We start from the raw sequence: 18,944 nt of genomic DNA, 5'->3' as shown, positions 1-18,944 counted from the left end.
CCGGGTCCCGACGACGGCGGCGCGGCCCGGACCGGAGGGTGCGGTTTGCGCGGGCGTACGCCCCCCACGCCCTGATCCGTGCGGTGGTACGCCCCCACGGATCAGGGCAGACGCGAACCGCGGCCGTGGGAGCGGGCGGCACTGACGCGTCCGCCCTCGCAGGCGGCCGCCCCGGCGGCCCGCCGCTGCCGCGGCGTACAGGATTCACCGTTCGCCGGGCGACATCGCAGCATCGCCCAGAGCCATAACGCGGTCGCGCCGGTCAGCCCGCCGCAGATTCCCAGCCGGACACTCTGCCGTGCGGGGAGGAACAACTGCACGGCGGCCGCCTCAGCAGCCAGGAACACCAGGGCCGCGGAGGCCACCACTCGTCGTCGGTTCCGGTTCACGCCGGCACCCTTTCCGGTCACAGTCCGGCAGGGAGTCCGCCGGGCGAACGTCCTATACCCAGCGGGCGCCCGGCCGACGCGGTCCCGGGGACGGAGCGGTCGCGCCCCGGCAGCCGGCACCGGCCGCCCGCCCGGACCCACCCGGAGTCTCAGGCCCCGACCATCGCCAGCGCCTGGTCCAGGGCCTGGAGGAACCGGTTCGTGGTCACCCGGTCCCGGACGGCGATCCGGATCCACCCCGGCCCGAGCCCGGGAAACGTATCTCCGCGCCGGGTGGCGAAACCCAGCCGCCGCAGCCGTTCCCGTACCGCGGCACCGTGGCGCACATGCAGCAGCACGAACGAGGCCTCCGCCGCGGCCACCACCCGGACCTCCTCGAACTCCGCGAGTCCGGCCAGCAGATGGGCCCGCTCGACCGCGATCTGCCGGGCCGCCTGTTCGGCCTCCTTCAGCGCCGCGGGGTCCATGCAGGCCTCGGCCGCCGCGAGCGCGGGCGTCGACACCGGCCACAGCGGCTGCGCCCGCTCCAGGGCGTCCACCGTCTCGGGTTCCGCCAGGACGTATCCGATCCGCAGCCCCGCCAGCCCCCAGGTCTTGGTGAGGCTGCGGAGCACGATCAGCCCGGGGATATCGGTACGGTCCGCGAGGGTCTCGGCCTCGTCCGGTACCGCGTCCATGAACGCCTCGTCCACCACCAGCAGCCGCCCCGGCCGGGCCAGCGCGGCGATCGCGGACGCCGGGTGCAGTACGGACGTCGGGTTCGTCGGATTGCCGACCACCACCAGATCCGCGTCGTCGGGCACCGCGGACGGGTCGAGTACAAAGCCGTCCGTTTCGCGCAGCAGCAGCCGGGACACCGCGAACCCGGCGTCCCGCAGCGCCGCCTCCGGCTCGGTGAACTGGGGGTGGACGACCAGGGGGCGCCGTACCCCCAACTCCCGGGCGACCCGGGCGATCAGGACGAACGCCTCCGCGGCCCCGGCCGTCAGCAGCACCCGGCGGGACGGCAGGCCGTGCCGTTCGGCGACGGCGGCGCGGGCGGTCCGGCCGTCCGGATAGGCGGCGAGGGACCCCAGGGAATCCGTGATGCGTTCGCGCAGCCACGGGGGCGGAGTGCCGGTACGCACGTTCACCGCGAGGTCGGTCAGGCCCGCGGCGGCGTCCCGCATCTCCGCGTCACCGTGGTGGCGCAGATCGAATGGGTCAGTGGGCGTGTACATGGCTGCCGTGGTCGCTGTGCTCTCCGCGCAGGCCGTGTCCCCCGAGCCCCCCGGGTCCGCCGCCGTCGCCGCGGAATCCCGGCTCCTCGCGGCGCCCGCCGCGGGTCACCGGCAGATCGGGGTTCCGGAGGCGCACCCCCGGTCTGCCGTGTCTCGCCCCGTCGGGTCCGGGCTCCCGGGGCGCGGAGGACTCGGCGACCCGCGACGACAGGGCGGTGGAGCCCACGGCGGCGAGCGGCCGGGAGCGGTGGCGGCCGGGCCTCCGGGCGGCGGGGCCCCGGCGCCCATCGGCCCCGGTGGTATCCCGGGTGCCGTGGCCGGCTATCAGCAGTACGGGCGGGGTGGTCACGCGTTCTCCTTGATGTGGGGGGTGCCGAGGGTGTGGGGGGTGCGGAAAGCGCAGGGGTGGTACGCCGGGGTGGTGAGCAGCCGTGGTGACGGCGCGGGCCCGGTGGCGGGCCGGGCCGCACCGGGCGCCGGGCGCGCGGCGCGGTACCCGCTCGATGGGACGAAGGGCACGGCTCATGGGGCAGCTCCGGGGTGAGGGTGCGGCGGCGGGTGAAGCGCGGCGGGCAGGTCGCCGCGGTATGGCCGGAAGACGACGTTCCCACGGCAAACCCCAAAAACGGAACCCACCTTGGCACTTCGTCCTTGAACGGGCGGTTCCGGGGGAGTACCCGCCCCATGGGCGAACATGCGCGGAGTGCTTCGGTCAGCCGTTCCCCGCTGCGCACCCGGGGGTACGCGGCCCGCCGCGCCCCTTGTCGGCAGACGCCGGGAGTGCGCGGAGAGCGCGGTCCGTCCGGCGGCGGACTGCGGAAGGAGGGAGTGCGCCGGGGGTACGGCACCGGCAGAGTCCGGGTGGCTGCGGGGGCGGATGCGCCGCGCGTGCGCCGGATCCACCGGCGCACCCGGCGGTGTGTAGGCCCTGGACAGCATGTATGCGCCGCCGCTGCACGGGCCCGAACGGGCGGTACGGGCCGGGTGACCGGCCGCGTGCGGCAGGGGATGCGCGGGAGGTCCCTTCACACGGTGGACTGCTCCGGCGCGGGAGGCCCGGACGCCGTGCGGGCACGCGTTCTCCGCCCGGGCGCTTCGAGCGCGGGCGTACGCGCCCGGGGTCCGGGCGCCGGGTCTGTGCGGCGGTGGGGTGTCCGCCGTCATGACTGCCACCGGATGCCGTGCGGGGTCTCCGCGCGGCCCGCGTTCCCGCGGGTGGCCGTGTTGCCGACCGTCACGACGCTCATCATGTCCACGGATGCCGGATCCACGCTGCCCGGTCCGGCCGGTCGGCTGGATTCTTCCGGCGCGGAGGCGTCGCCGGAGGTCTTCACCGGCCGGTCCGCGCATCGGCCGGATCCCGTCGGCGCATCCGCCGCCGAAGGGGACCGGTGGGGCTCCGGGCCGGGATCGGGGACGGCCGGCCGGTCGCGGCGGACCACGGCGCACGTCGCCCCGGCCGGGCGCCCGCGGGGAGCCGATTTGCGCTTCGGTACGAGGAGTTCACCGCCGCCCACGAGGGCCGCCGCCTCCGCCACCGACGGTGTACCGGCGGCCGCGAGGACCGTGTCCGACGGATGCGGTACGGCGACCCCCGCCAGCCGCTCGGCGGAGTGGGCCACCAGGGGTACGCCCAGCGCCCGGGCCGCCGCCACCAGGCCCGGTTCCCCGGCTTTCGTGTCCACGGTGGCCAGTTCCCGGACGTCCTGCGGCGCGAGCCCCGCGTTGCGCAGGGCGTCCCGGACCAGGCCGAGGATCTCCCCGGCGGGCGTACCGCGGGAGGCACCGACCCCGACGACCAGCCCCGCGGCCCCGGCCGCCCGGCCCTCCCCCGACGGGGGCCGCCCGCGAGGAGGAAGCGCCTCGCCCGGTGTTCCGGCGGGCACCGCGCCGCCGTGGACGGTGTCGGACATACGGGAGAGTCCTCTCGGGTTCCCCGGCCCGTCGGTGGTCGAGGGGTCCGAGGCTGGGACAAACGGGTGACTGGGGCGGGTGTGAAGGAGATACGGCGGGGGTCAATCCGCTAGCAAGGGCGCATGGCCGTGTTCGTCGCGCTCGGCGCGTTCCTCATGACGCTGTTCGGAGGCTGGGCGGCCCATCGCGTCACCGACCGCCGCCATCTGGTCCTGGGGCTGGCGGGCGGGCTGATGCTCGGCGTCGTCGGCCTGGATCTGCTGCCGGAGGCCCTGGACGCGGCGGGGACCCCCGTCTTCGGCGTACCGCAGGCGCTGCTGCTCTTCGTGGGCGGCTTTCTCACCGCGCATCTGGTGGAACGTCTCCTCGCGACACGGAGCGCCGCGCACGGCGCGGCCGACTCCGGAACCGGCATGCCTCCCGCGCCCGGAACCGGCGCGGCTCCGGCGCCGGCCGGCCGGCCCCGGGTACCGCAGGTGGGGCTCACGGCAGCCGCCGCGATGGTCGGGCACAGCCTGATGGACGGCATCGCGATCGGCGCCGCCTTCCAGGTCGGGGAGGCGATGGGGCTGACCGTCGCGCTCGCGGTCGTCGCCCATGACTTCGCCGACGGCTTCAACACGTACACGCTGACCAGCGCCTACGGGAACACCCGGACCAGGGCGGTCGCGATGCTCTTCGCGGACGCCTGCGCACCCGTCGTCGGAGCCGCGTCGACCCTGCTGTTCACCATCCCGGTGGAGGCGCTCGGCTCCTATCTCGGCTTCTTCGGCGGCGCGCTGCTGTATCTCGCCGCCGCGGAGATCCTGCCGGAGGCACACCACACCCACCCGGCGCGCTCCACCCTGCTCTGCACGGTCGGCGGCGCCGGCTTCATCTGGCTGGTGGTCGGTCTCGCCGAGTGACCGCGCCCCCGCCCGTACCCGGCCGACCCCCGGAGCCCGCCGCCCCGGACCCGGCCATGGAGCACGAACCTCGCCGGAGCCCCCCTGGCCACGACCGGACTCCAGGGGCGCAGACACATGAAGAAGCGTTTCTGCGAAGAGGTCGGTCCTGCCTCGCACCCGTGCGCCCACGGGCCCGGCGCCGCCGTATCGCCGTCCCGTCCGGAACCCGGGCCCGGCGTCACCACCTTGCCGTCCCCCCTCCCCCGGCCCGGCGTCGCGGCCCCGCACTTCTGCGGCCACCGGCCGGGCGGAACCGGCTCCCGCTCCGGCCTCCACCGCTCCTGCCTCCACCGGCCCGGTGACGCCTGCCTGCCCGGGCACGGACCGGGCAGCACACAGCCTCCCTCGGTTCCGGGACGGCCCGTTCACCGGGCGCACCTCGCCACGAACCGGGCGGCGACGGCGGGCACGGCCGCCCAGTGCGTGTGGAGGTAGCTCGCGTGCACCCCGAGGTGCACAAAGCCCTCGGTCCGCCGTTCGGGCCCGAGCAGCCCCCAGGCCGGCGAGGCACCCGTACCCGGTTCGACCACGGTCCGGTGGAACTCGTGCCCCCGGATCCGGGTTCCCGCGGCGGCCAGCACACTGTCGCCGACGGCCACCGCTTCCCGGTAGCCGAGTGTCAGCCGCTGCGTCATCCGCGCATCGGCGCCGAGCACACCGCACATCGGCAGCCCGTCCAGGGACCGCGTCAGATACAGCAGCCCCGCGCATTCGGCGGCGACCGGGCCCCCGCCGCCGGCGAACTCCGCGACCGCCCGGCGCATCGGCTCGTTCGCGGACAGCGCCTCCGCGTACACCTCGGGGAACCCGCCGCCGATGACGATGCCCGCGGTGCCCTCGGGCAGTGCGGTGTCCCGTACCGGGTCGAACGTGACGACCTCGGCGCCGTACGCCCGCAGCAGCTCCGTGTGCTCCGTGTACCCGAAGGTGAACGCCACGCCTCCCGCGACCGCGACGACCGGCCGTGTCCCTGCCGCAGGCCCGCGGCGGCTCACCTCCGCCGGGCCGCCCGCGGCCGGTCCGGCGGACCCCGCACCGCCCGGCAGCGCGCCCGTGAGACCGGGGGAGATCCGGCCACGGGCCCGGGGGACCGCGGCCGGATCCGCGCCCGAAGCCACTCCGGAGAGCACCCCGGAAACCGCCCCGGAATCCCGCCCGGAATCCATCCCGGAACCGGCCCCGGAAACCGCCTCGGAACCGGCCTTGGAAACCGCTCCGAGTGCCGCCTCGGGTCGCCCCTCCGGCACCGGACTCCACGCCGGTGCGGTCAGCGCCGGGGCCGAACGCGCCAGCGCCAGCAGCCCGGGCAGATCACAGTGCTCCCGCACCAGGGCCGCCATGGCCGCGACCGCCTCCACGGCCTCCGTGGTGCGCTCCGCCGTCGGCACCAGACCGAGATGCCGCGACGGCGTTGCCACCGAGGCACCCCGTGGCAGCGCCCCGAGCACCGGCACCCCCACCGCCTCCAGCGCATCCCGCAGGAGTTCCTCGTGGCGCGGGGAACCGACCTTGTTCAGGATGATCCCGCCGATCCGCACCTCCGGGTCGAAGGAGATGAACCCGTGTGCCAGCGCCGCCACCGACCGGGACTGCGAGGACGCGTCCACCACCAGCACCACCGGCGCCCGGAGCAACTTGGCGACCTGCGCCGTGGACGCCAGCTCACCGAGCCCCGAAGCCCCGTCGTACAGGCCCATCACCCCTTCCACGACGGCCAGATCACAGCCCGCCGCGCCATGCCGGAACAGCGGCTCGACCAGCTCGGGGCCGCACAGATAGGCGTCGAGGTTGCGGCCCGGCCGGCCCGTGGCCAGGGCGTGGTACCCGGGGTCGATGTAGTCGGGGCCGACCTTGTGCGGCGAGACCGCGAGCCCGGCCCCGGCGAACGCGGCCATCAGCCCCGTCGCCACCGTGGTCTTGCCGCTGCCCGACGAGGGGGCCGCGACGACGAGACGTGCTACCACTCGATGCCCCGCTGCCCCTTCTGACCCGTGTCCATCGGGTGCTTGACCTTCCCCATCTCGGTGACCAGATCGGCGAAGCCGACCAGCTCCGCGGGGGCGTTGCGGCCGGTGATCACCACATGCTGGTTGCCGGGCCGGTCCCGCAGCACCTCGACCACCTCCGCCGGATCCACCCACCCCCAGTGCATCGGATAGGCGAACTCGTCCAGGACGTAGAGCCGGTACGTCTCCCGCGCCAAGTCCCGCTTGACCTGCTCCCAGCCCTCACGGGCCGCTTCCTCGTTGCTGAGCTGCCGGTCCCGCTGCACCCACGACCAACCCGTGCCCATCTTGTGCCAGTCGACCGTGCCCCCCTCCCCGGACGCCCCGAGGACCGTCAGCGCACGCTCCTCGCCGACCTTCCACTTGGCGGACTTGACGAACTGGAACACCCCGATCGGCCAGCCCTGGTTCCAGGCCCGCAGCGCGAGCCCGAACGCGGCCGTCGACTTGCCCTTCCCCGGACCCGTGTGAACGAAGACCAGAGGCCGGTTGCGGCGCTGGCGAGTGGTGAGCCCGTCGTCGGGAACGACGGACGGCTGTCCCTGCGGCATATGGTCACGCGGCCCTTCTGCTGTCACCTGCGGTACGAACGTCCTTCACCACACCGGCGATCGCCTCCGCCCGGAGCCCGTCGAGCGTCACCACGACGCCCCCCAGCTCCCCGGCGAGCCGGTTCGCGAGCCCCAGCCGCACCGGGCCGGACTCGCAGTCCACCACCACGGAAGCCGTGCCGTCCGAGGCGTGCAGCCCGGCCGCCCGGGAAGCCAGCGCGACCGGCTCAGGGCCGCCGGTCGCCCGGCCGTCGGTGACCACGACCAGCAGCGGACGGCGCGACGGATCGCGCATCCGCTCCACCCGCAGCACGTCATGGGCCTTCAACAGCCCGGCCGCCAGCGGGGTCCGCCCCCCGGTCGGCAGCAGCCCGAGCCGGGCCGCGGCCGCGTCCACCGACGACGTCGGCGGCAGTACCAGCTCCGCCTCCCGGCCCCGGAAGGTGATCAGCCCGACCTTGTCGCGGCGCTGATAGGCGTCGAGCAGCAGCGACAGCACGGCACCCTTGACCGCGCCCATCCGCTGCCGGGCCGCCATCGACCCGGACGCGTCCACGACGAACAGCACCAGATTGGACTCCCGGCCCTCCCGGACCGACTGCCGCAGATCGTCCCGGCGCACCACGAGCCCCGGCCCGCGGCGGCCGCGCGTCCGCTGATGGGGCGCGGCCGCCCGTATCGTCGCGGCCAGATGGAGCGGACCGAGCCCGCCCCGGGGCCGGCGCGCCCCCGTCGTCCTGCCGTGCTCGGCGCGCGCCCGCGACCGGCGCCCCGCGGACCCGTCACCCGTCCCGGGCACGGTCAGCGGCTTCGTCCGGAACGGCTCACCGGCCGTCACCGCCCGCTGCTCCCCGCCGCCGGCCGGCCGACCGCCCTCCCCGGTCTCCGGCGCCCCGGAAGCAGCACCGTCCAACGGAGCATCCGGCGGGTCCGCAACCTCCTGCCGGCCCTGCGGCGGAACCCCGCCGCCCGGGCCCCCGGGCCCCGGCCCGTCGCCACCCCCGTCCGGATCCCGGTCCCCGTCGCCGTCCGGATCCGGGTCCCGGTCGGGATCGGGGTCACCGTCCTGACCGCCGTCCGGCTCCCCCGGATCGGCGAACCGCTCCAGAGTCTCGTCGAGCCGGTCCTCGTCGATTCCGGGCGCGTCGAACGGATTGCGCCGCCGCCGGTGGGGCAGCGCCAGCAGGGCCGCCTGCCGGACGTCCTCCGCCAGCACGTCCTCCCGGCCCGCCCAGGCGGCCAGCGCCGTCGCCGTGCGGGCCATCACGATGTCCGCCCGCATCCCGTCGACCTCGAAAGCGGCGCAGGTCGCCGCGATCTGCCGCAGCGCCCCGTCGCCCAGCCGCACCCGCGGCAGCAGCGCCCTGGCCGCCGTGACCCGGTCCCGCAGCACGTCCTCCTCGCCCGCCCAGCGCGCCGCGAAGCCCACCGGGTCGTCGTCGAAGGCCAGCCTGCGCCGGACGACCTCCACCCGCTGCTCCGGCTCCCGGGACGCCGACACCTCGACGGTCAGCCCGAACCGGTCCAGCAACTGCGGCCGCAGCTCGCCCTCCTCCGGATTCATCGTGCCCACCAGGAGGAACCGGGCCGCGTGCCGCACCGATACACCCTCGCGCTCCACGTACGACGCGCCCATCGCGGCCGCGTCCAGCAGCACATCCACCAGATGGTCGTGGAGGAGGTTGACCTCGTCGACGTAGAGGATTCCGCGATGCGCGTCGGCGAGCAGCCCGGGTTCGAAGGACTTCACGCCTTCCGCCAGCGCCCGCTCCATGTCGAGGGCGCCCACCAGCCGGTCCTCGGAGGCACCGACCGGCAGCTCCACCATCCGAGCGGGCCGCTGTCCGCCCGCGCCGGTCTCGTGCGGGCCGTCCGGGCAGCCGCTGTCCGGCTCGACCGGATCGCAGGAGAACCGGCAGCCGGGAACCACCGCGACCGCCGGCAGCAGCGCCGCCAGCGCCCGTACCGCCGTCGACTTCGCCGTTCCCTTCTCGCCGCGCACCAGCACCCCGCCGACCCGCGGCGACACCGCGTTCAGCAGCAGCGCGAGCCGCAGATCGTCCTGGCCGACCAGAGCCGTGAACGGATAGGTCGTACTGCTCATGCGTCTCCCTCCTGTCCTTCCGGATCGCCGTCGTGCCCCGGACGCGTCTGCCGCGTCCGCTCCGGCGTCCCTGTTTCCCGTCCGTCGCCGCCCCGGTCCCGGGCCGGTGTCATTGCTTCCGGGGACCGCGGCCCGAAGACACCGCCGCTGCCCGGCACCCCGGCAGCCCGGCCGGCAGCCCCGTCCCCGGCAGCTCCACCGCCGACCGGAGCCGCCGACCGATCCCCGGACGGAGCCCCGGACCGATCCCCGGACGGAGCCGCGGACCGCCCGGCCCCCGGGACGGGTGAACCGCCTGTGCCCCCGCCCGCCGGAGCAACCGCCGACGGCGCCGCCACCGGGGCGGGCGCGCCCGGCGGTACGAACGGCAGCCCCGCCGGCGGGCCGTCCTCGACCAGTCGCCGGAGCGCGTCCGTGTCCGCATGCTCCTCGATGAGATCGCCGAGCCGGTCGAGCTGCTCCTCGCGCAGCGCCTCGAACGAGGTGTCCGGAGCGGGCACGAACCGCCGCCCCGCCGCCTCGGCGACCCGCCGCAGGAACGCCCGCCGGAAGCCGTCGCTCTCCAGCGACCCGTGCCAGTGCGTGCCCCACACCTCGCCGACCCGGCAGCCGTCCAGGAACGGCTCACCACCGAGGATCTCGGCGACGCCGTGGTGGATCTCGTACCCCTCGACGGGCTCGCCCAGCGCCGATCCGCTGGGCCTTGCCAGCGTTTTGGCCTCCGCGAACCTGACCCGCACCGGCAGCAGCCCCAGCCCCTCGACGACACCCGCCCGGGACTCCACCTCGTCGTCGATGCGGTCACCGAGGAGCTGGAAGCCACCGCAGATCCCCAGCACCGGACGGCCTTCGGCGGCCCGGCGCACCAGCGCGTCCGCCAGACCGCGGCGGCGCAGCCAGTCGAGCGCACCCACCGTGCCCCGGGTGCCGGGCACGATCACCAGATCGGCGTCCACCAGCTCCTCGGGCCGGTCCACGAACCGCACCACCACACCCGGTTCGGCGGCCAGCGCGTCGACATCGGTGAAATTGGACATCAGCGGCACCGCGCAGACCGCGACCCGCAGGATCTCGGCGCCGACCGGCGGCGCCACCATCGACTCCCGCACCGCCCCGCGCAGCGACACCCGGAGCCCGTCCTCCTCGTCGATGCCGAGCCCGTGCGCGTACGGCAGGACACCGAAGAACGGACGTCCCGTCACCGAGGTCAGCATGGAGAGGCCCGGCCGCAGCAGCTCGACGTCCCCGCGGAACTTGTTGACCAGATAGCCCGCGATCAGGCTCTGGTCGGCCGCCTCCAGCAGGGCCGTCGTCCCGAAGAAGGAGGCGAAGACCCCGCCGCGGTCGATGTCCCCCACCACCAGCACCGGAAGCCCGGCCGCACGGGCGACGCCCATGTTCACCAGGTCCGTGCGGCGCAGGTTGATCTCCGCCGGGCTGCCCGCGCCCTCGCAGATCACGGCGGAATACGTGCTCCGCAACTGGTCCAGGCAGTCCAGCACCGTGGTCAGCAGCTCCTCGCGCCGCCCGGCGCTGCCGAAGTACCCCCGGGCGCTCATCTCACCGACCGCCCGGCCCAGCAGCACCACCTGGCTGGTGCGGTCGCCGCCCGGCTTGAGCAGCACCGGGTTCATCAGCGCCGAGGGTTCGACCCCCGCCGCCCGCGCCTGCATCGCCTGCGCCCGCCCGATCTCGGCGCCGTCCCGGGTCACGAACGAGTTCAAGGACATGTTCTGCCCCTTGAACGGCGCGACCTTCACGCCCTGCCGGGCCAGCCAGCGGCAGATGCCCGCGGTGACCACGCTCTTGCCCGCGTCCGAGGTCGTCCCGGCGACCAGCAGCCCGCCGCCCCGCCTACGGCCCTCCATCACCACCGCCTCCTTTCCGTACCGCCGTCTCCGATGTCCTGATGCGCGGCTCCGCCCCCGCCGGGCCGTGACGGACCCGTACCCGTGCAGTCACCGTCCGCGCAGGCGCCGACCGTGGCCCCGGAAGGCACTACGGCCGGACCCGCCCGCCGGCAGCGGAACCGGATCCCATGCTGAGCCCCACGCCCGAATCCCGTCGGAGCCTGTGGACTACCGCCCGCTCCGGGAAAAATCCGTCACCCTCTGTCGTCCCGGATCTCCCGGTCGTCCCAACTGCCCCAGTCGACTCGACTGCCCGAGCCGATCCCACTGCCCGATCCGGCGCGACTGCCCGAGCCGGCCCGCCGCCCACCGTCCGGCCACGCACACTCCGAGCGCCAGCGCGCCCACCCGCCGCGAAAGCCGTACCGCACGTTCGATGTCCCCGACCTCGACCGGCCGCGCGTCGCCGTTGAGGACCGCCCGGTGTTCGACCCGGCCGCCGTACGAGAGCGTGCCGCCGAGCCGTACCCCCAGAGCACCCGCGAACGACGCCTCGACCGGGCCCGCGTTGGGACTGGGATGCCCGTGCGCGTCCGCCCGCCAGGCCCGTACCGCACCCCGCGGGTCGTCGCCCGTGGCGACCGCGAGGGCCGCCGTGAGCCTGGCCCCCGGCCAGCCCGCCGCATCGTCGAGCCGGGCCGCCGCCCAGCCGAACCGGCGGTACCGCGGCGAGCGGTGCCCCACCATGGCGTCCAGCGTGTTCACGGCCCGGAAGCCGACGAGCCCCGGCGCCCCGGCCACGGCTCCCCACAGCAGGGCGCCCACCACCGCGTCGGAGGTGTTTTCGGCGACGGACTCCACCACGGCACGGGCGATCTCCGGCCCGTCCAGTGCCTGCGGATCCCGCCCGCACAGATGCGGCAGCCGCGTCCGGGCGGCTTCGAGGTCCCCGGCCGCCAGCGCGTCCCCCACCGCCCGAGCCTCCCGGGCCAGGGACGTACCGCCGACCACGGCCCAGGTGGCGGCAGCGGTCAGCGCGGCGGACGCCAGCGGGCGGCGGCGCAGGGCGCGCGCAGCACCCGCCGCCACGGCGACGGCGCCGCCCGCGCACACAGCGGTGTGGAGCGCGCCCCGGCCCCGGTGGTCACGCCACAGCAGCCGCTCGGCCGCGCCCGCGGCCCGCCCGAACACGGCGACGGGATGCCCGCGGCGGGGATCGCCGAGCAGCAGATCACCGAGGAGTCCCGCCGTGGCGCCGTACGCGAAGATCCGGTCGGCCCTCATGGGTCAGTGCCCGGAGGGGGCGGAGGAGCGGCCCGGGTGAACGCCCGCGCGGGCATCCCCACAGGTGCCTGCGGCGGTCGGGGCATGGGAAACCCCGGGCGGGCCGAAGGGGGAGCGGCTGGTGCCCGGGGGAGAGCCGGTGGCGCCGGAGAGGGGGTCGACAGGTCCGGAGGGACCGAGGGGGCTCGGCGGGGCAGAACCGTTGCCGCGCATGGCGAATGTCCTCACTCAGGGTGTCCGCGCCCTGGTTCGACGTGAACGGAGGCGAGAGTTCCTGGCTCCCGGGGACCTTCTCCCCGGTGACAGTGGCGGGACCGCGCCGGATTCGCACCGGCTTCCTCCACTGCCTCCGTAATGGCCCCGGCAGTCCACCACGGGGTGAGAACAGCCGTCAACTCGCCGTTGACCTGCGACGGAGCGGTGTGCGCAGAGCCACATACAAGGCCTGTCAAGCGCCCCGGCGACCCGACGGACCACGGACACACACGACGGACGCACGACAGCCGGGCCCGGCACCACGAGGGTGCCGGGCCCGGCTGTCGCCGCCACAAGGGCGGCATCCGGATCAGAAGCCCATCGGCAGCGGCCCCAAGCCGACCGAGCGGACCAAGCCGACCAAGCCGACCAAAGCCGACCAGGGTCGATCGGAACAGATCAGGGCTGACGGCGGTCGACCGGAGCCGATCGGACAGTGATCAGGTGACGATCAGATAGATGCCGTACGACACGGCGAGCGCGCAGGCCGCGAAGCAGGCGTAGGCGCCGGTACGGGGCAGGACCGTCGAACCACCCTTGGCGGCGGCCGCGTCCTGCTTGGTCAGGGCGATGACTCCGAGGGAGAACAGGCCCACCAGGGCGACGGTGCCGACGAGGCTGACACCGAAGACGGAGCCCAGGGCTTCCCAGTCGATTTTCATGCTGATCTGTCCTTACACCGCGGCCGGGCTGGCCGGGCCGGTCTCGGGGGCCGACGACGCGGCGGAGGGGGAGGAGTGGATGGTGGCCTTCAGCTCGCCGCTCTCGGCGCCGGCGGGCGGCGGCGGGGTGACGGCGGCGATGGCGGTGGTGACAACACCGGGGGACTCGGCGCCGGCCGGCTCGTCGACGTCGTTCACGTTGGTGTGGTCGACGACCTGGCGGCGGGAGATCACCCAGATCGCGGCGGAGGAGGCCACGAGGAAGACCGCCACGGCGGCCACGCCCCAGTCGCCCTGCTTGGTCACGTACTCGGAGGCGGCGGCGACCAGACCGGCGGCCGGGAGGGTCAGACCCCAGGCGACGAACATCCGGGTGGCGGTGGACCAGCGGACCACACCGCCCTTGCGGCCGAGGCCCGAGCCCATCACGGCACCGGAGCAGGAGTGCGTGGTGGAGAGGGAGAAGCCGAGGTTGGAGGAGGCGAGGATGACCGTCGCCGCGCTGGTCTGGGCGGCGAAGCCCTGCTGCGGCTGGAGGTCGGTCAGGCCCTTGCCCATGGTGCGGATGATGCGCCAGCCACCGAGGTAGGTGCCGAGGGCGATGGCGACACCGGCGGAGACGATGACCCACATCGGGGGGTTGGAACCGGGGGCAAGGATGTCACCGGCGACCAGGGCCAGGGTGATGACACCCATGGTCTTCTGGGCGTCGTTGGTGCCGTGGGCCAGGGAGACCAGGCCCGCGGAGGCGATCTGACCCGCCTTGTACCCCTTGTCGGTGCTCTTCTGGTCGGTGTTGCGGCCGATGCGGTACGTCAGCCGGGTGCCGAGGTAACCGGCTATGCCCGCGACCAGCGGTGCCGCGATCGCCGGGATCAGGACCTTGGTGATCACCGTGCCGCCGTTGACCGAGCTGAAGCCGACGGAAGCGACGGTGGCGCCGATCAGACCGCCCATCAGGGCGTGCGAGGAACTGGACGGCAGTCCGACCAGCCACGTCAGCAGATTCCAGAGGATGGCGCCGACGAGCGCCGCGAAGATGACTTCTGGGGTGATGCCTGCCTCGTCGACGATGCCACTGGAGATCGTCTTGGCGACCTCCACGGACAGGAACGCGCCGACGAGGTTGAGCACGGCGGACATCGCCACCGCGGTCTTGGGCTTCATGGCGCCGGTCGAGATGGTGGTGGCCATCGCGTTGGCGGTGTCGTGGAAACCGTTCGTGAAATCGAACACGAGAGCCGTCACGATCACAATCGCGAGCAGCAGCGTGATGTGTTCCATTTACCCAGGCAATCTTTGGAGGTCAGTGGCTCGCCGAAGGTAAGTAACCTGGGTGAACGGAAGGTGAACTGGGGCCGGACTGGGGGTGACCCCAAGCGGTTCTCATCATTCCGTTTTGGTTGCGGAGGCCGCTCCGGAGGCCTGGAGTCCGGGTGTGGCAACCCTCCACTGAGTGAAAAGTGCCGTTCATCCGATCTTGCGGTGATATCCATCACGGGGCTTCTATCCCGCGGGGGCACCGGCTGACAGGATCGCCCCATGACCCGAGCGACCGCACACGCGTCCGACAGTGCCATCGAACAGACCTGGCGCCAACTCGTCGCCACGGCCCGCCGTACGGCCTCGGAGGGGCTCGTCGTGGGGACCTCCGGCAATGTCTCGGCCCGGGTGGGGCCACTGGTCCTCGTCACCCCGAGCGGAGTGCCGTACGACCGCCTTACGGACGGTGACGTCACCGCCGTCGACCTCGACGGGCGCCGGGTCCTCGGAACCCTGGAGCCCACCAGCGAACTGCCGCTCCATCTCGCGGTCCACCGCTCCCGGGAGGTGGGGGCCGTCGTCCACACCCATGCGGCGCACGCGACCGCCGTCTCCACGCTCGTCACCGAGCTGCCGCCGGTCCACTACATGACGGCCGACCTCGGCGGCCCGGTACGGGTCGCGCCCTATGCGGTGTACGGCTCCGACGAACTGGCCGCCCGGATGCTCACGGCACTCGACGGCCGCCGGGCCTGCCTGCTGGGGAACCACGGCACGGTCGCCGTGGGCGCGACGCTGGACCAGGCGTACGACCGCACGGCGCAGCTGGAGTGGATGTGCCGGGTCTGGCTGCTCGCGTCCTCGGTCCCCGGACTCGCGCCCCGACTGCTCACGCCGGAGCAGCTGGCGGAGGCGGGCGCGCGACTGCGGGGGTACGGCCAGCCGGGGTGACCGTGCCGGGGCCGACCGGCTCCCACGGGCCCGGACCCGCGAAGGTCCCGCCCCGGCCGTCCGTAGGCGTCCGTCGCGGGCGGTGGTACGCCTCCGGGCGTGAGCGACCGCGGCCCGCGGTTGGCGTCCGGCGCGGTGCCGGACGCCGCCGGGCCGCGGGCCAGGCGACGCTTCTCTGCCGCTCCCCCCTGTCTTCGGCAGGGGAAGCGGCCCCCGGCTGTGCCTTCGGCCATGGGGGACCCCGGCGGCGCCCCGCTGGCAGAGGAGCGCGGGGGTCACCACACTGGAACGGTGCGCCCGGTAATCGCGACGGCCGCCGCCGTCACCACGCTCGCAGGCCTCGGCACCGCTTTCGCCGCCGCCCGCCACGCCGTCGACGCCACGCTCCGGCCCGCGGCCGACCGCGCCCTCCCCGGCGGCGGCCGCCTCACCGTCCACGCCACCGCACCCGGCCGGATCACGCTCACCCGCAGCCTGGCCTCCCGCCGCCCCGGCGTCTACGGCCTCGCCGGACACGGCGTGCACGCCGTCGCCGGACCCGTCCTGAAGGGGCTTGCCGAATCGCCCGACACCGTCGTCCGCCGGCTGGACTCCCCGGGCCCCCACCCCCCGGTCCGCGGCACCAAGGTGCGGATGACCCCCCGCCTCCACACCGGCAACCCCGCCGACGCCCTCGGCATCGACTACGAAGAGGTCACCGTCCCCGGCGAGCTGGGCCCGCTCCCGGCCTGGTTCGTGCCCGGGGCCCGCGAGACCTGGGTGATCGCCGTCCACGGCCTCGGCGCCACCCGCGAGCACACCCTGAACCTGCTGCCTTTCCTGCACCGCCGCAGCCTCCCGGTGCTCGCCGTCGCCTACCGCGGCGACCCCGGCGCACCCCGGTCACCCGACGGCCTCGGACACCTCGGCGACACCGAGTGGCGCGATCTGGACGCCGCGCTGCGGTACGCGGCCGACCGCGGCGCCCGCCGTATCGTCCTCCACGGCTGGTCCACCGGCGCCACCATGGCCCTGCACACCGCTGCCAACTCCGCCCTCCGCGACCGCGTCACCGGTCTGGTGCTCGACTCCCCGGTCCTCGACCAGGAGGCCGCCCTGCGCGCCCTGGCCCGAGCCCGGCACACCCCCGCCCCGCTGGTGCCGCTGCTCGTCCGCGCGGCCCGCGGCCGGGCCGGGCTCTACCGGGACCGGGTGCCGGTCGCCGCCGACGCCAGGGCCGTCCGCGTACCGACCCTGGTCTTCCACGGCCCCGACGACACCGTCGCCCCCTGGGCGGCGTCCCGGGAACTCGCCGCCGCCCGCCCCGAACTGGTCACCCTCCGCGCCGTACTCGACGCCCCCCACGCAGCGATGTGGAACGCCGACCCCGATGCGTACGAAGAGGCGCTCCGCCGCTTCCTCACCCCTCTGATGTGACCCTCTGATGCGACCCCTGGCGTATCCCCCTGATACGGCCCGGGACAGCCTCCGCACACCTCCCGAAACCGGCTTCCGCACCGGCCGTCCCGTCCGCCGCGACCACCTCACCGGTCCGGTCCGCCCGGTTCCGTTTGGGCTTTCGGCCCGTCAACGGGAAGACTGCTCCCGTGACGTCCCGAAAGCCTGATGAGCAATTGGCGCGCAACCCCAGACTCCGTCTTGTCCGCCCGCGACCGCTGACCAGCGCACGCAAGGCCGTGACCACCCGGCGCACCCGGCCCGCGCCGAGGCCCCCCGAGGGCACCCCACCCCCGTCCGAACTGGCCCGCCAGGCCCGCGGCGTGCTGTCCGAGGCGGTCCGCATCGCCCGCTGGGCCGCCGCCGTCGACGGCGACGCCGCCGGTACGGTCCCGCTCACCGGCGGCACCGAGGAACGGGCCGCAGCCGCCCTCGCGCTCAGTCTCGACCAGGTCCGCGCGGGCTGGGACCGGGCCCGCCTGGCCGGCCTCGTCGAACTCCACGGCGGCACCGCACGCCCCGGCTGGCGGCTGCGTGCCTGGGACCGCGACGACATGGCCGTCCTGCGCGGCTGGGTCGCCCTCTTCGACGCCTGGTCCCTGGTCCACCCCGCCCCCGGCGACGTGGCGCCCACCGCCGTCGCCGAGGTCGTCGAGGCGGTGCCCCAACTGCTGTCCCTGCTCCAGCTCTCCGCGGGCCCCGTCCTGGTGCCCGCCCTGCTCGACCTGCTGGAGCAGCGGGTCGCCGAGCTGCGCGAGGAACGCTGCGAGGTGGCCTGCGCACCGGGCGCCCCGGACGCCCCCGCCGCTTCGCCGGTCCCCGTCGCGCCCCTCCTCGACTGGGCCCTCGACGGCCTCGCCGCCGTCGGCGCCCTCACCCTGGACCGGGGCCGCTCCGCCACGCTCACCCCGCTCGGCAACTGGGCGGTCTGGGTCAAGCTGGAGCAGATCTGCGTCGCCGCCCAGAGCCCGGCCGGGAATATCGAGCAGCCCGCCGAGGACATGCTCCGCGGCTGTGCCCGGCTCACCCCGGGGCCCGCCCGCGCCGAGTACCGCGCCTGGCTGGCCGCCCGGACCGTCGCCGTCGCCGTCGCGGAACTGCTCGCCGTCGCCCGCGGCGAGGACGCCCTGCTGCGGGGACTGGCCTTCGAGGCCCTCCGGGTCGTCGGCGCCCCGGCCGAGTCCGAGGTACGGGCGGCGGCGGCGGAGGCACCCCTGCGGCCGTACGCCCTGCTGTGGCTCGCCGAGTACGACGGAGTCGACCCCGAGGACGCCCATGACGTCCTCACCCGGGACGAGGCCACGTGGCTCTGGGTGGACACCGCGGCGGCCGTCGCCGACCACGGCGAGCCCCAGCTGCTGCTGCGCCATCTCGACGCGGCCGTCCAGGGCACGGTCCCCGCGCTGCTGGAGGAAGTCCGCTCCGGCGGCCACCCCCGGACGGTCCAGGTCCTGGTGGCCCTCGCGGCCGCCCATCCCGATCCGGCCCTCGCCAAGGCGCTGCGCCGGGCGGCCTTCCAGGTCCACACCGGCGGCGCCTGAAACCCCCGCGCGGGCGGAGCCCGGCCGGGGCCGTCCGCGCGGGGGCTCCGGGCCCCGGCTTCCGGCGGCTCCGGCGGCCCGGGGAACGCCCGGGGTGTGACCGTCCGGCGGGGCCGTCGGGCCGCGCACGCCGCGGCCACCGGCCCCGCGCGGGCCGAGCCGCACCGGGCCGCCGCCGAAAGGGCCCGAGGCCGCCGGCGGGCGCCCCCCAAGCTGCCGGCGGAGGCGCCCGAGGCCCTCACCGGAGCCGCACCGGGCCGCCATCGCAAGGGCCCGAGGCCGCCACGAGGCACCCGAGGAGCACGATCACCCCGTGCTGCCGTACAACCCCCCTTACAGCCCCGCTTGCCGTCCCGTTCGCCGTTTCCGGTAGTCGTCCCGCCGGGTGCCCCTTCCGGGCACCCGGCCGCGGGTCCCGGGGGCCGCCCCGCGACCGCCGGCTCCCGCGGACAGGCGCTCCGCCCGCGGGAGCCCGCAGCAGCGGACCGCAGCCGGCACACCAGCCGGCAGCCGTCGGCTCCGCCCGAGGGAGCCCGCAGCAGCGGCAAAAGCACTTGCACACCCCGTTAA

At 75.1% G+C, this 18,944-nt stretch carries 16 protein-coding genes and 1 riboswitch; of the genes, 4 read left to right on the top strand and 12 right to left on the bottom strand.

Annotation, left to right across the window (positions count from 1 at the left end; translation table 11 throughout):
• Window positions 1-101: 101 nt before the first annotated feature.
• The 5 genes from ACIQ9E_RS28760 to ACIQ9E_RS28740 form a co-directional block, all read right to left on the bottom strand.
• The gene (locus ACIQ9E_RS28760) at window positions 102-389 is read right to left on the bottom strand and encodes a hypothetical protein (protein ID WP_403711941.1); all 288 of its coding nucleotides are present in this window, start codon (window positions 387-389) and stop codon (window positions 102-104) included.
• Window positions 390-538: 149 nt separating this feature from the next.
• On the bottom strand, window positions 539-1,609 hold the full coding sequence (gene cobC / locus ACIQ9E_RS28755; RefSeq protein ID WP_403711939.1) for an Rv2231c family pyridoxal phosphate-dependent protein CobC: 1,071 nt from the start codon (window positions 1,607-1,609) through the stop codon (window positions 539-541).
• Window positions 1,593-1,958 carry a hypothetical protein gene (locus ACIQ9E_RS28750; RefSeq protein ID WP_403711937.1) on the bottom strand — a complete coding sequence of 122 codons (366 nt, stop codon included), beginning with the start codon at window positions 1,956-1,958 and terminating at the stop codon, window positions 1,593-1,595. The genes cobC and ACIQ9E_RS28750 overlap by 17 nt, the downstream gene beginning before the upstream one ends.
• Window positions 1,955-2,128, bottom strand: coding sequence for a hypothetical protein (locus ACIQ9E_RS28745; RefSeq protein WP_403711935.1), 174 nt, complete (start codon window positions 2,126-2,128; stop codon window positions 1,955-1,957). The genes ACIQ9E_RS28750 and ACIQ9E_RS28745 overlap by 4 nt, the downstream gene beginning before the upstream one ends.
• A gap of 641 nt (window positions 2,129-2,769) precedes the next feature.
• Entirely contained in the window at window positions 2,770-3,522 is a 753-nt protein-coding gene (locus ACIQ9E_RS28740) for a cobalamin biosynthesis protein (protein ID WP_403711933.1), read from the bottom strand.
• 123 nt (window positions 3,523-3,645) lie between these two features.
• On the opposite strand from ACIQ9E_RS28740, the gene ACIQ9E_RS28735 reads away from it, so the two are divergent.
• A complete protein-coding gene (locus ACIQ9E_RS28735) occupies window positions 3,646-4,428 on the top strand; it encodes a ZIP family metal transporter (RefSeq protein ID WP_403711931.1) in 783 nt (260 codons plus the stop codon).
• Between the two features lie 407 nt (window positions 4,429-4,835).
• Here ACIQ9E_RS28735 and ACIQ9E_RS28730 read toward each other — a convergent pair whose 3' ends face one another.
• The 7 genes from ACIQ9E_RS28730 to ACIQ9E_RS28700 form a co-directional block, all read right to left on the bottom strand.
• On the bottom strand, window positions 4,836-6,434 hold the full coding sequence (locus ACIQ9E_RS28730) for a cobyrinate a,c-diamide synthase (protein ID WP_403711929.1): 1,599 nt from the start codon (window positions 6,432-6,434) through the stop codon (window positions 4,836-4,838).
• A complete protein-coding gene (cobO, locus tag ACIQ9E_RS28725) occupies window positions 6,428-7,027 on the bottom strand; it encodes a cob(I)yrinic acid a,c-diamide adenosyltransferase (RefSeq protein WP_403712027.1) in 600 nt (199 codons plus the stop codon). Before cobO ends, ACIQ9E_RS28730 begins: the two co-directional genes overlap by 7 nt.
• 4 nt (window positions 7,028-7,031) lie before the next feature.
• Window positions 7,032-9,131 (bottom strand): putative cobaltochelatase, encoded by a 2,100-nt coding sequence (locus ACIQ9E_RS28720; RefSeq protein WP_403711927.1) that lies wholly within the window; start codon window positions 9,129-9,131, stop codon window positions 7,032-7,034.
• Window positions 9,128-10,999 carry a cobyric acid synthase gene (locus ACIQ9E_RS28715; protein ID WP_403711925.1) on the bottom strand — a complete coding sequence of 624 codons (1,872 nt, stop codon included), beginning with the start codon at window positions 10,997-10,999 and terminating at the stop codon, window positions 9,128-9,130. Before ACIQ9E_RS28715 ends, ACIQ9E_RS28720 begins: the two co-directional genes overlap by 4 nt.
• Window positions 11,000-11,209: 210 nt before the next feature.
• Window positions 11,210-12,265, bottom strand: a complete 1,056-nt coding sequence (locus tag ACIQ9E_RS28710; RefSeq protein WP_403711923.1) for a cobalamin biosynthesis protein — start codon at window positions 12,263-12,265, stop codon at window positions 11,210-11,212.
• A gap of 248 nt (window positions 12,266-12,513) precedes the next feature.
• Window positions 12,514-12,645, bottom strand: a riboswitch (cobalamin riboswitch).
• Window positions 12,646-12,960: 315 nt separating this feature from the next.
• The gene (locus ACIQ9E_RS28705) at window positions 12,961-13,182 is read right to left on the bottom strand and encodes a hypothetical protein (protein WP_403711921.1); all 222 of its coding nucleotides are present in this window, start codon (window positions 13,180-13,182) and stop codon (window positions 12,961-12,963) included.
• Between the two features lie 12 nt (window positions 13,183-13,194).
• Window positions 13,195-14,466, bottom strand: a complete 1,272-nt coding sequence (locus tag ACIQ9E_RS28700; RefSeq protein WP_403711919.1) for an anion permease — start codon at window positions 14,464-14,466, stop codon at window positions 13,195-13,197.
• Window positions 14,467-14,724: 258 nt separating this feature from the next.
• Here ACIQ9E_RS28700 and ACIQ9E_RS28695 point away from each other — a divergent pair, with 258 nt between their 5' ends.
• The 3 genes from ACIQ9E_RS28695 to ACIQ9E_RS28685 all read left to right on the top strand — a co-directional run bounded on the left by ACIQ9E_RS28695 (window position 14,725) and on the right by ACIQ9E_RS28685 (window position 18,374).
• Window positions 14,725-15,396, top strand: coding sequence for a class II aldolase/adducin family protein (locus ACIQ9E_RS28695; RefSeq protein WP_403711917.1), 672 nt, complete (start codon window positions 14,725-14,727; stop codon window positions 15,394-15,396).
• A 291-nt stretch (window positions 15,397-15,687) separates the two neighbouring features.
• Window positions 15,688-16,812 carry an alpha/beta hydrolase gene (locus ACIQ9E_RS28690; RefSeq protein ID WP_403711915.1) on the top strand — a complete coding sequence of 375 codons (1,125 nt, stop codon included), beginning with the start codon at window positions 15,688-15,690 and terminating at the stop codon, window positions 16,810-16,812.
• A 260-nt stretch (window positions 16,813-17,072) separates the two neighbouring features.
• Complete coding sequence (locus ACIQ9E_RS28685) at window positions 17,073-18,374, top strand: hypothetical protein (protein WP_403711913.1); 1,302 nt, start codon at window positions 17,073-17,075, stop codon at window positions 18,372-18,374.
• The last annotated feature ends 570 nt before the right edge of the window (window positions 18,375-18,944 follow it).

The organism is Streptomyces sp. NPDC094448 (genome assembly GCF_044763775.1).
Lineage (GTDB): Bacteria > Actinomycetota > Actinomycetes > Streptomycetales > Streptomycetaceae > Streptomyces.
The sequence above is the reverse complement of the archived record's forward strand: the minus strand, read 5'-3'. Positions and strand labels throughout refer to the sequence as shown.

What these genes read in the sequence shown, in the direction of transcription:
- ACIQ9E_RS28705 (WP_403711921.1), bottom strand. Translation starts at nt 13,182, where the DNA reads ATGAAAATCGACTGGGAAGCCCTGGGCTCCGTCTTCGGTGTCAGCCTC.
- ACIQ9E_RS28740 (WP_403711933.1), bottom strand. Translation starts at nt 3,522, where the DNA reads ATGTCCGACACCGTCCACGGCGGCGCGGTGCCCGCCGGAACACCGGGC.
- ACIQ9E_RS28735 (WP_403711931.1), top strand. Translation starts at nt 3,646, where the DNA reads ATGGCCGTGTTCGTCGCGCTCGGCGCGTTCCTCATGACGCTGTTCGGA.
- ACIQ9E_RS28720 (WP_403711927.1), bottom strand. Translation starts at nt 9,131, where the DNA reads ATGAGCAGTACGACCTATCCGTTCACGGCTCTGGTCGGCCAGGACGAT.
- ACIQ9E_RS28715 (WP_403711925.1), bottom strand. Translation starts at nt 10,999, where the DNA reads ATGGAGGGCCGTAGGCGGGGCGGCGGGCTGCTGGTCGCCGGGACGACC.
- cobO (WP_403712027.1), bottom strand. Translation starts at nt 7,027, where the DNA reads ATGCCGCAGGGACAGCCGTCCGTCGTTCCCGACGACGGGCTCACCACT.
- cobC (WP_403711939.1), bottom strand. Translation starts at nt 1,609, where the DNA reads ATGTACACGCCCACTGACCCATTCGATCTGCGCCACCACGGTGACGCG.
- ACIQ9E_RS28695 (WP_403711917.1), top strand. Translation starts at nt 14,725, where the DNA reads ATGACCCGAGCGACCGCACACGCGTCCGACAGTGCCATCGAACAGACC.
- ACIQ9E_RS28710 (WP_403711923.1), bottom strand. Translation starts at nt 12,265, where the DNA reads ATGAGGGCCGACCGGATCTTCGCGTACGGCGCCACGGCGGGACTCCTC.
- ACIQ9E_RS28700 (WP_403711919.1), bottom strand. Translation starts at nt 14,466, where the DNA reads ATGGAACACATCACGCTGCTGCTCGCGATTGTGATCGTGACGGCTCTC.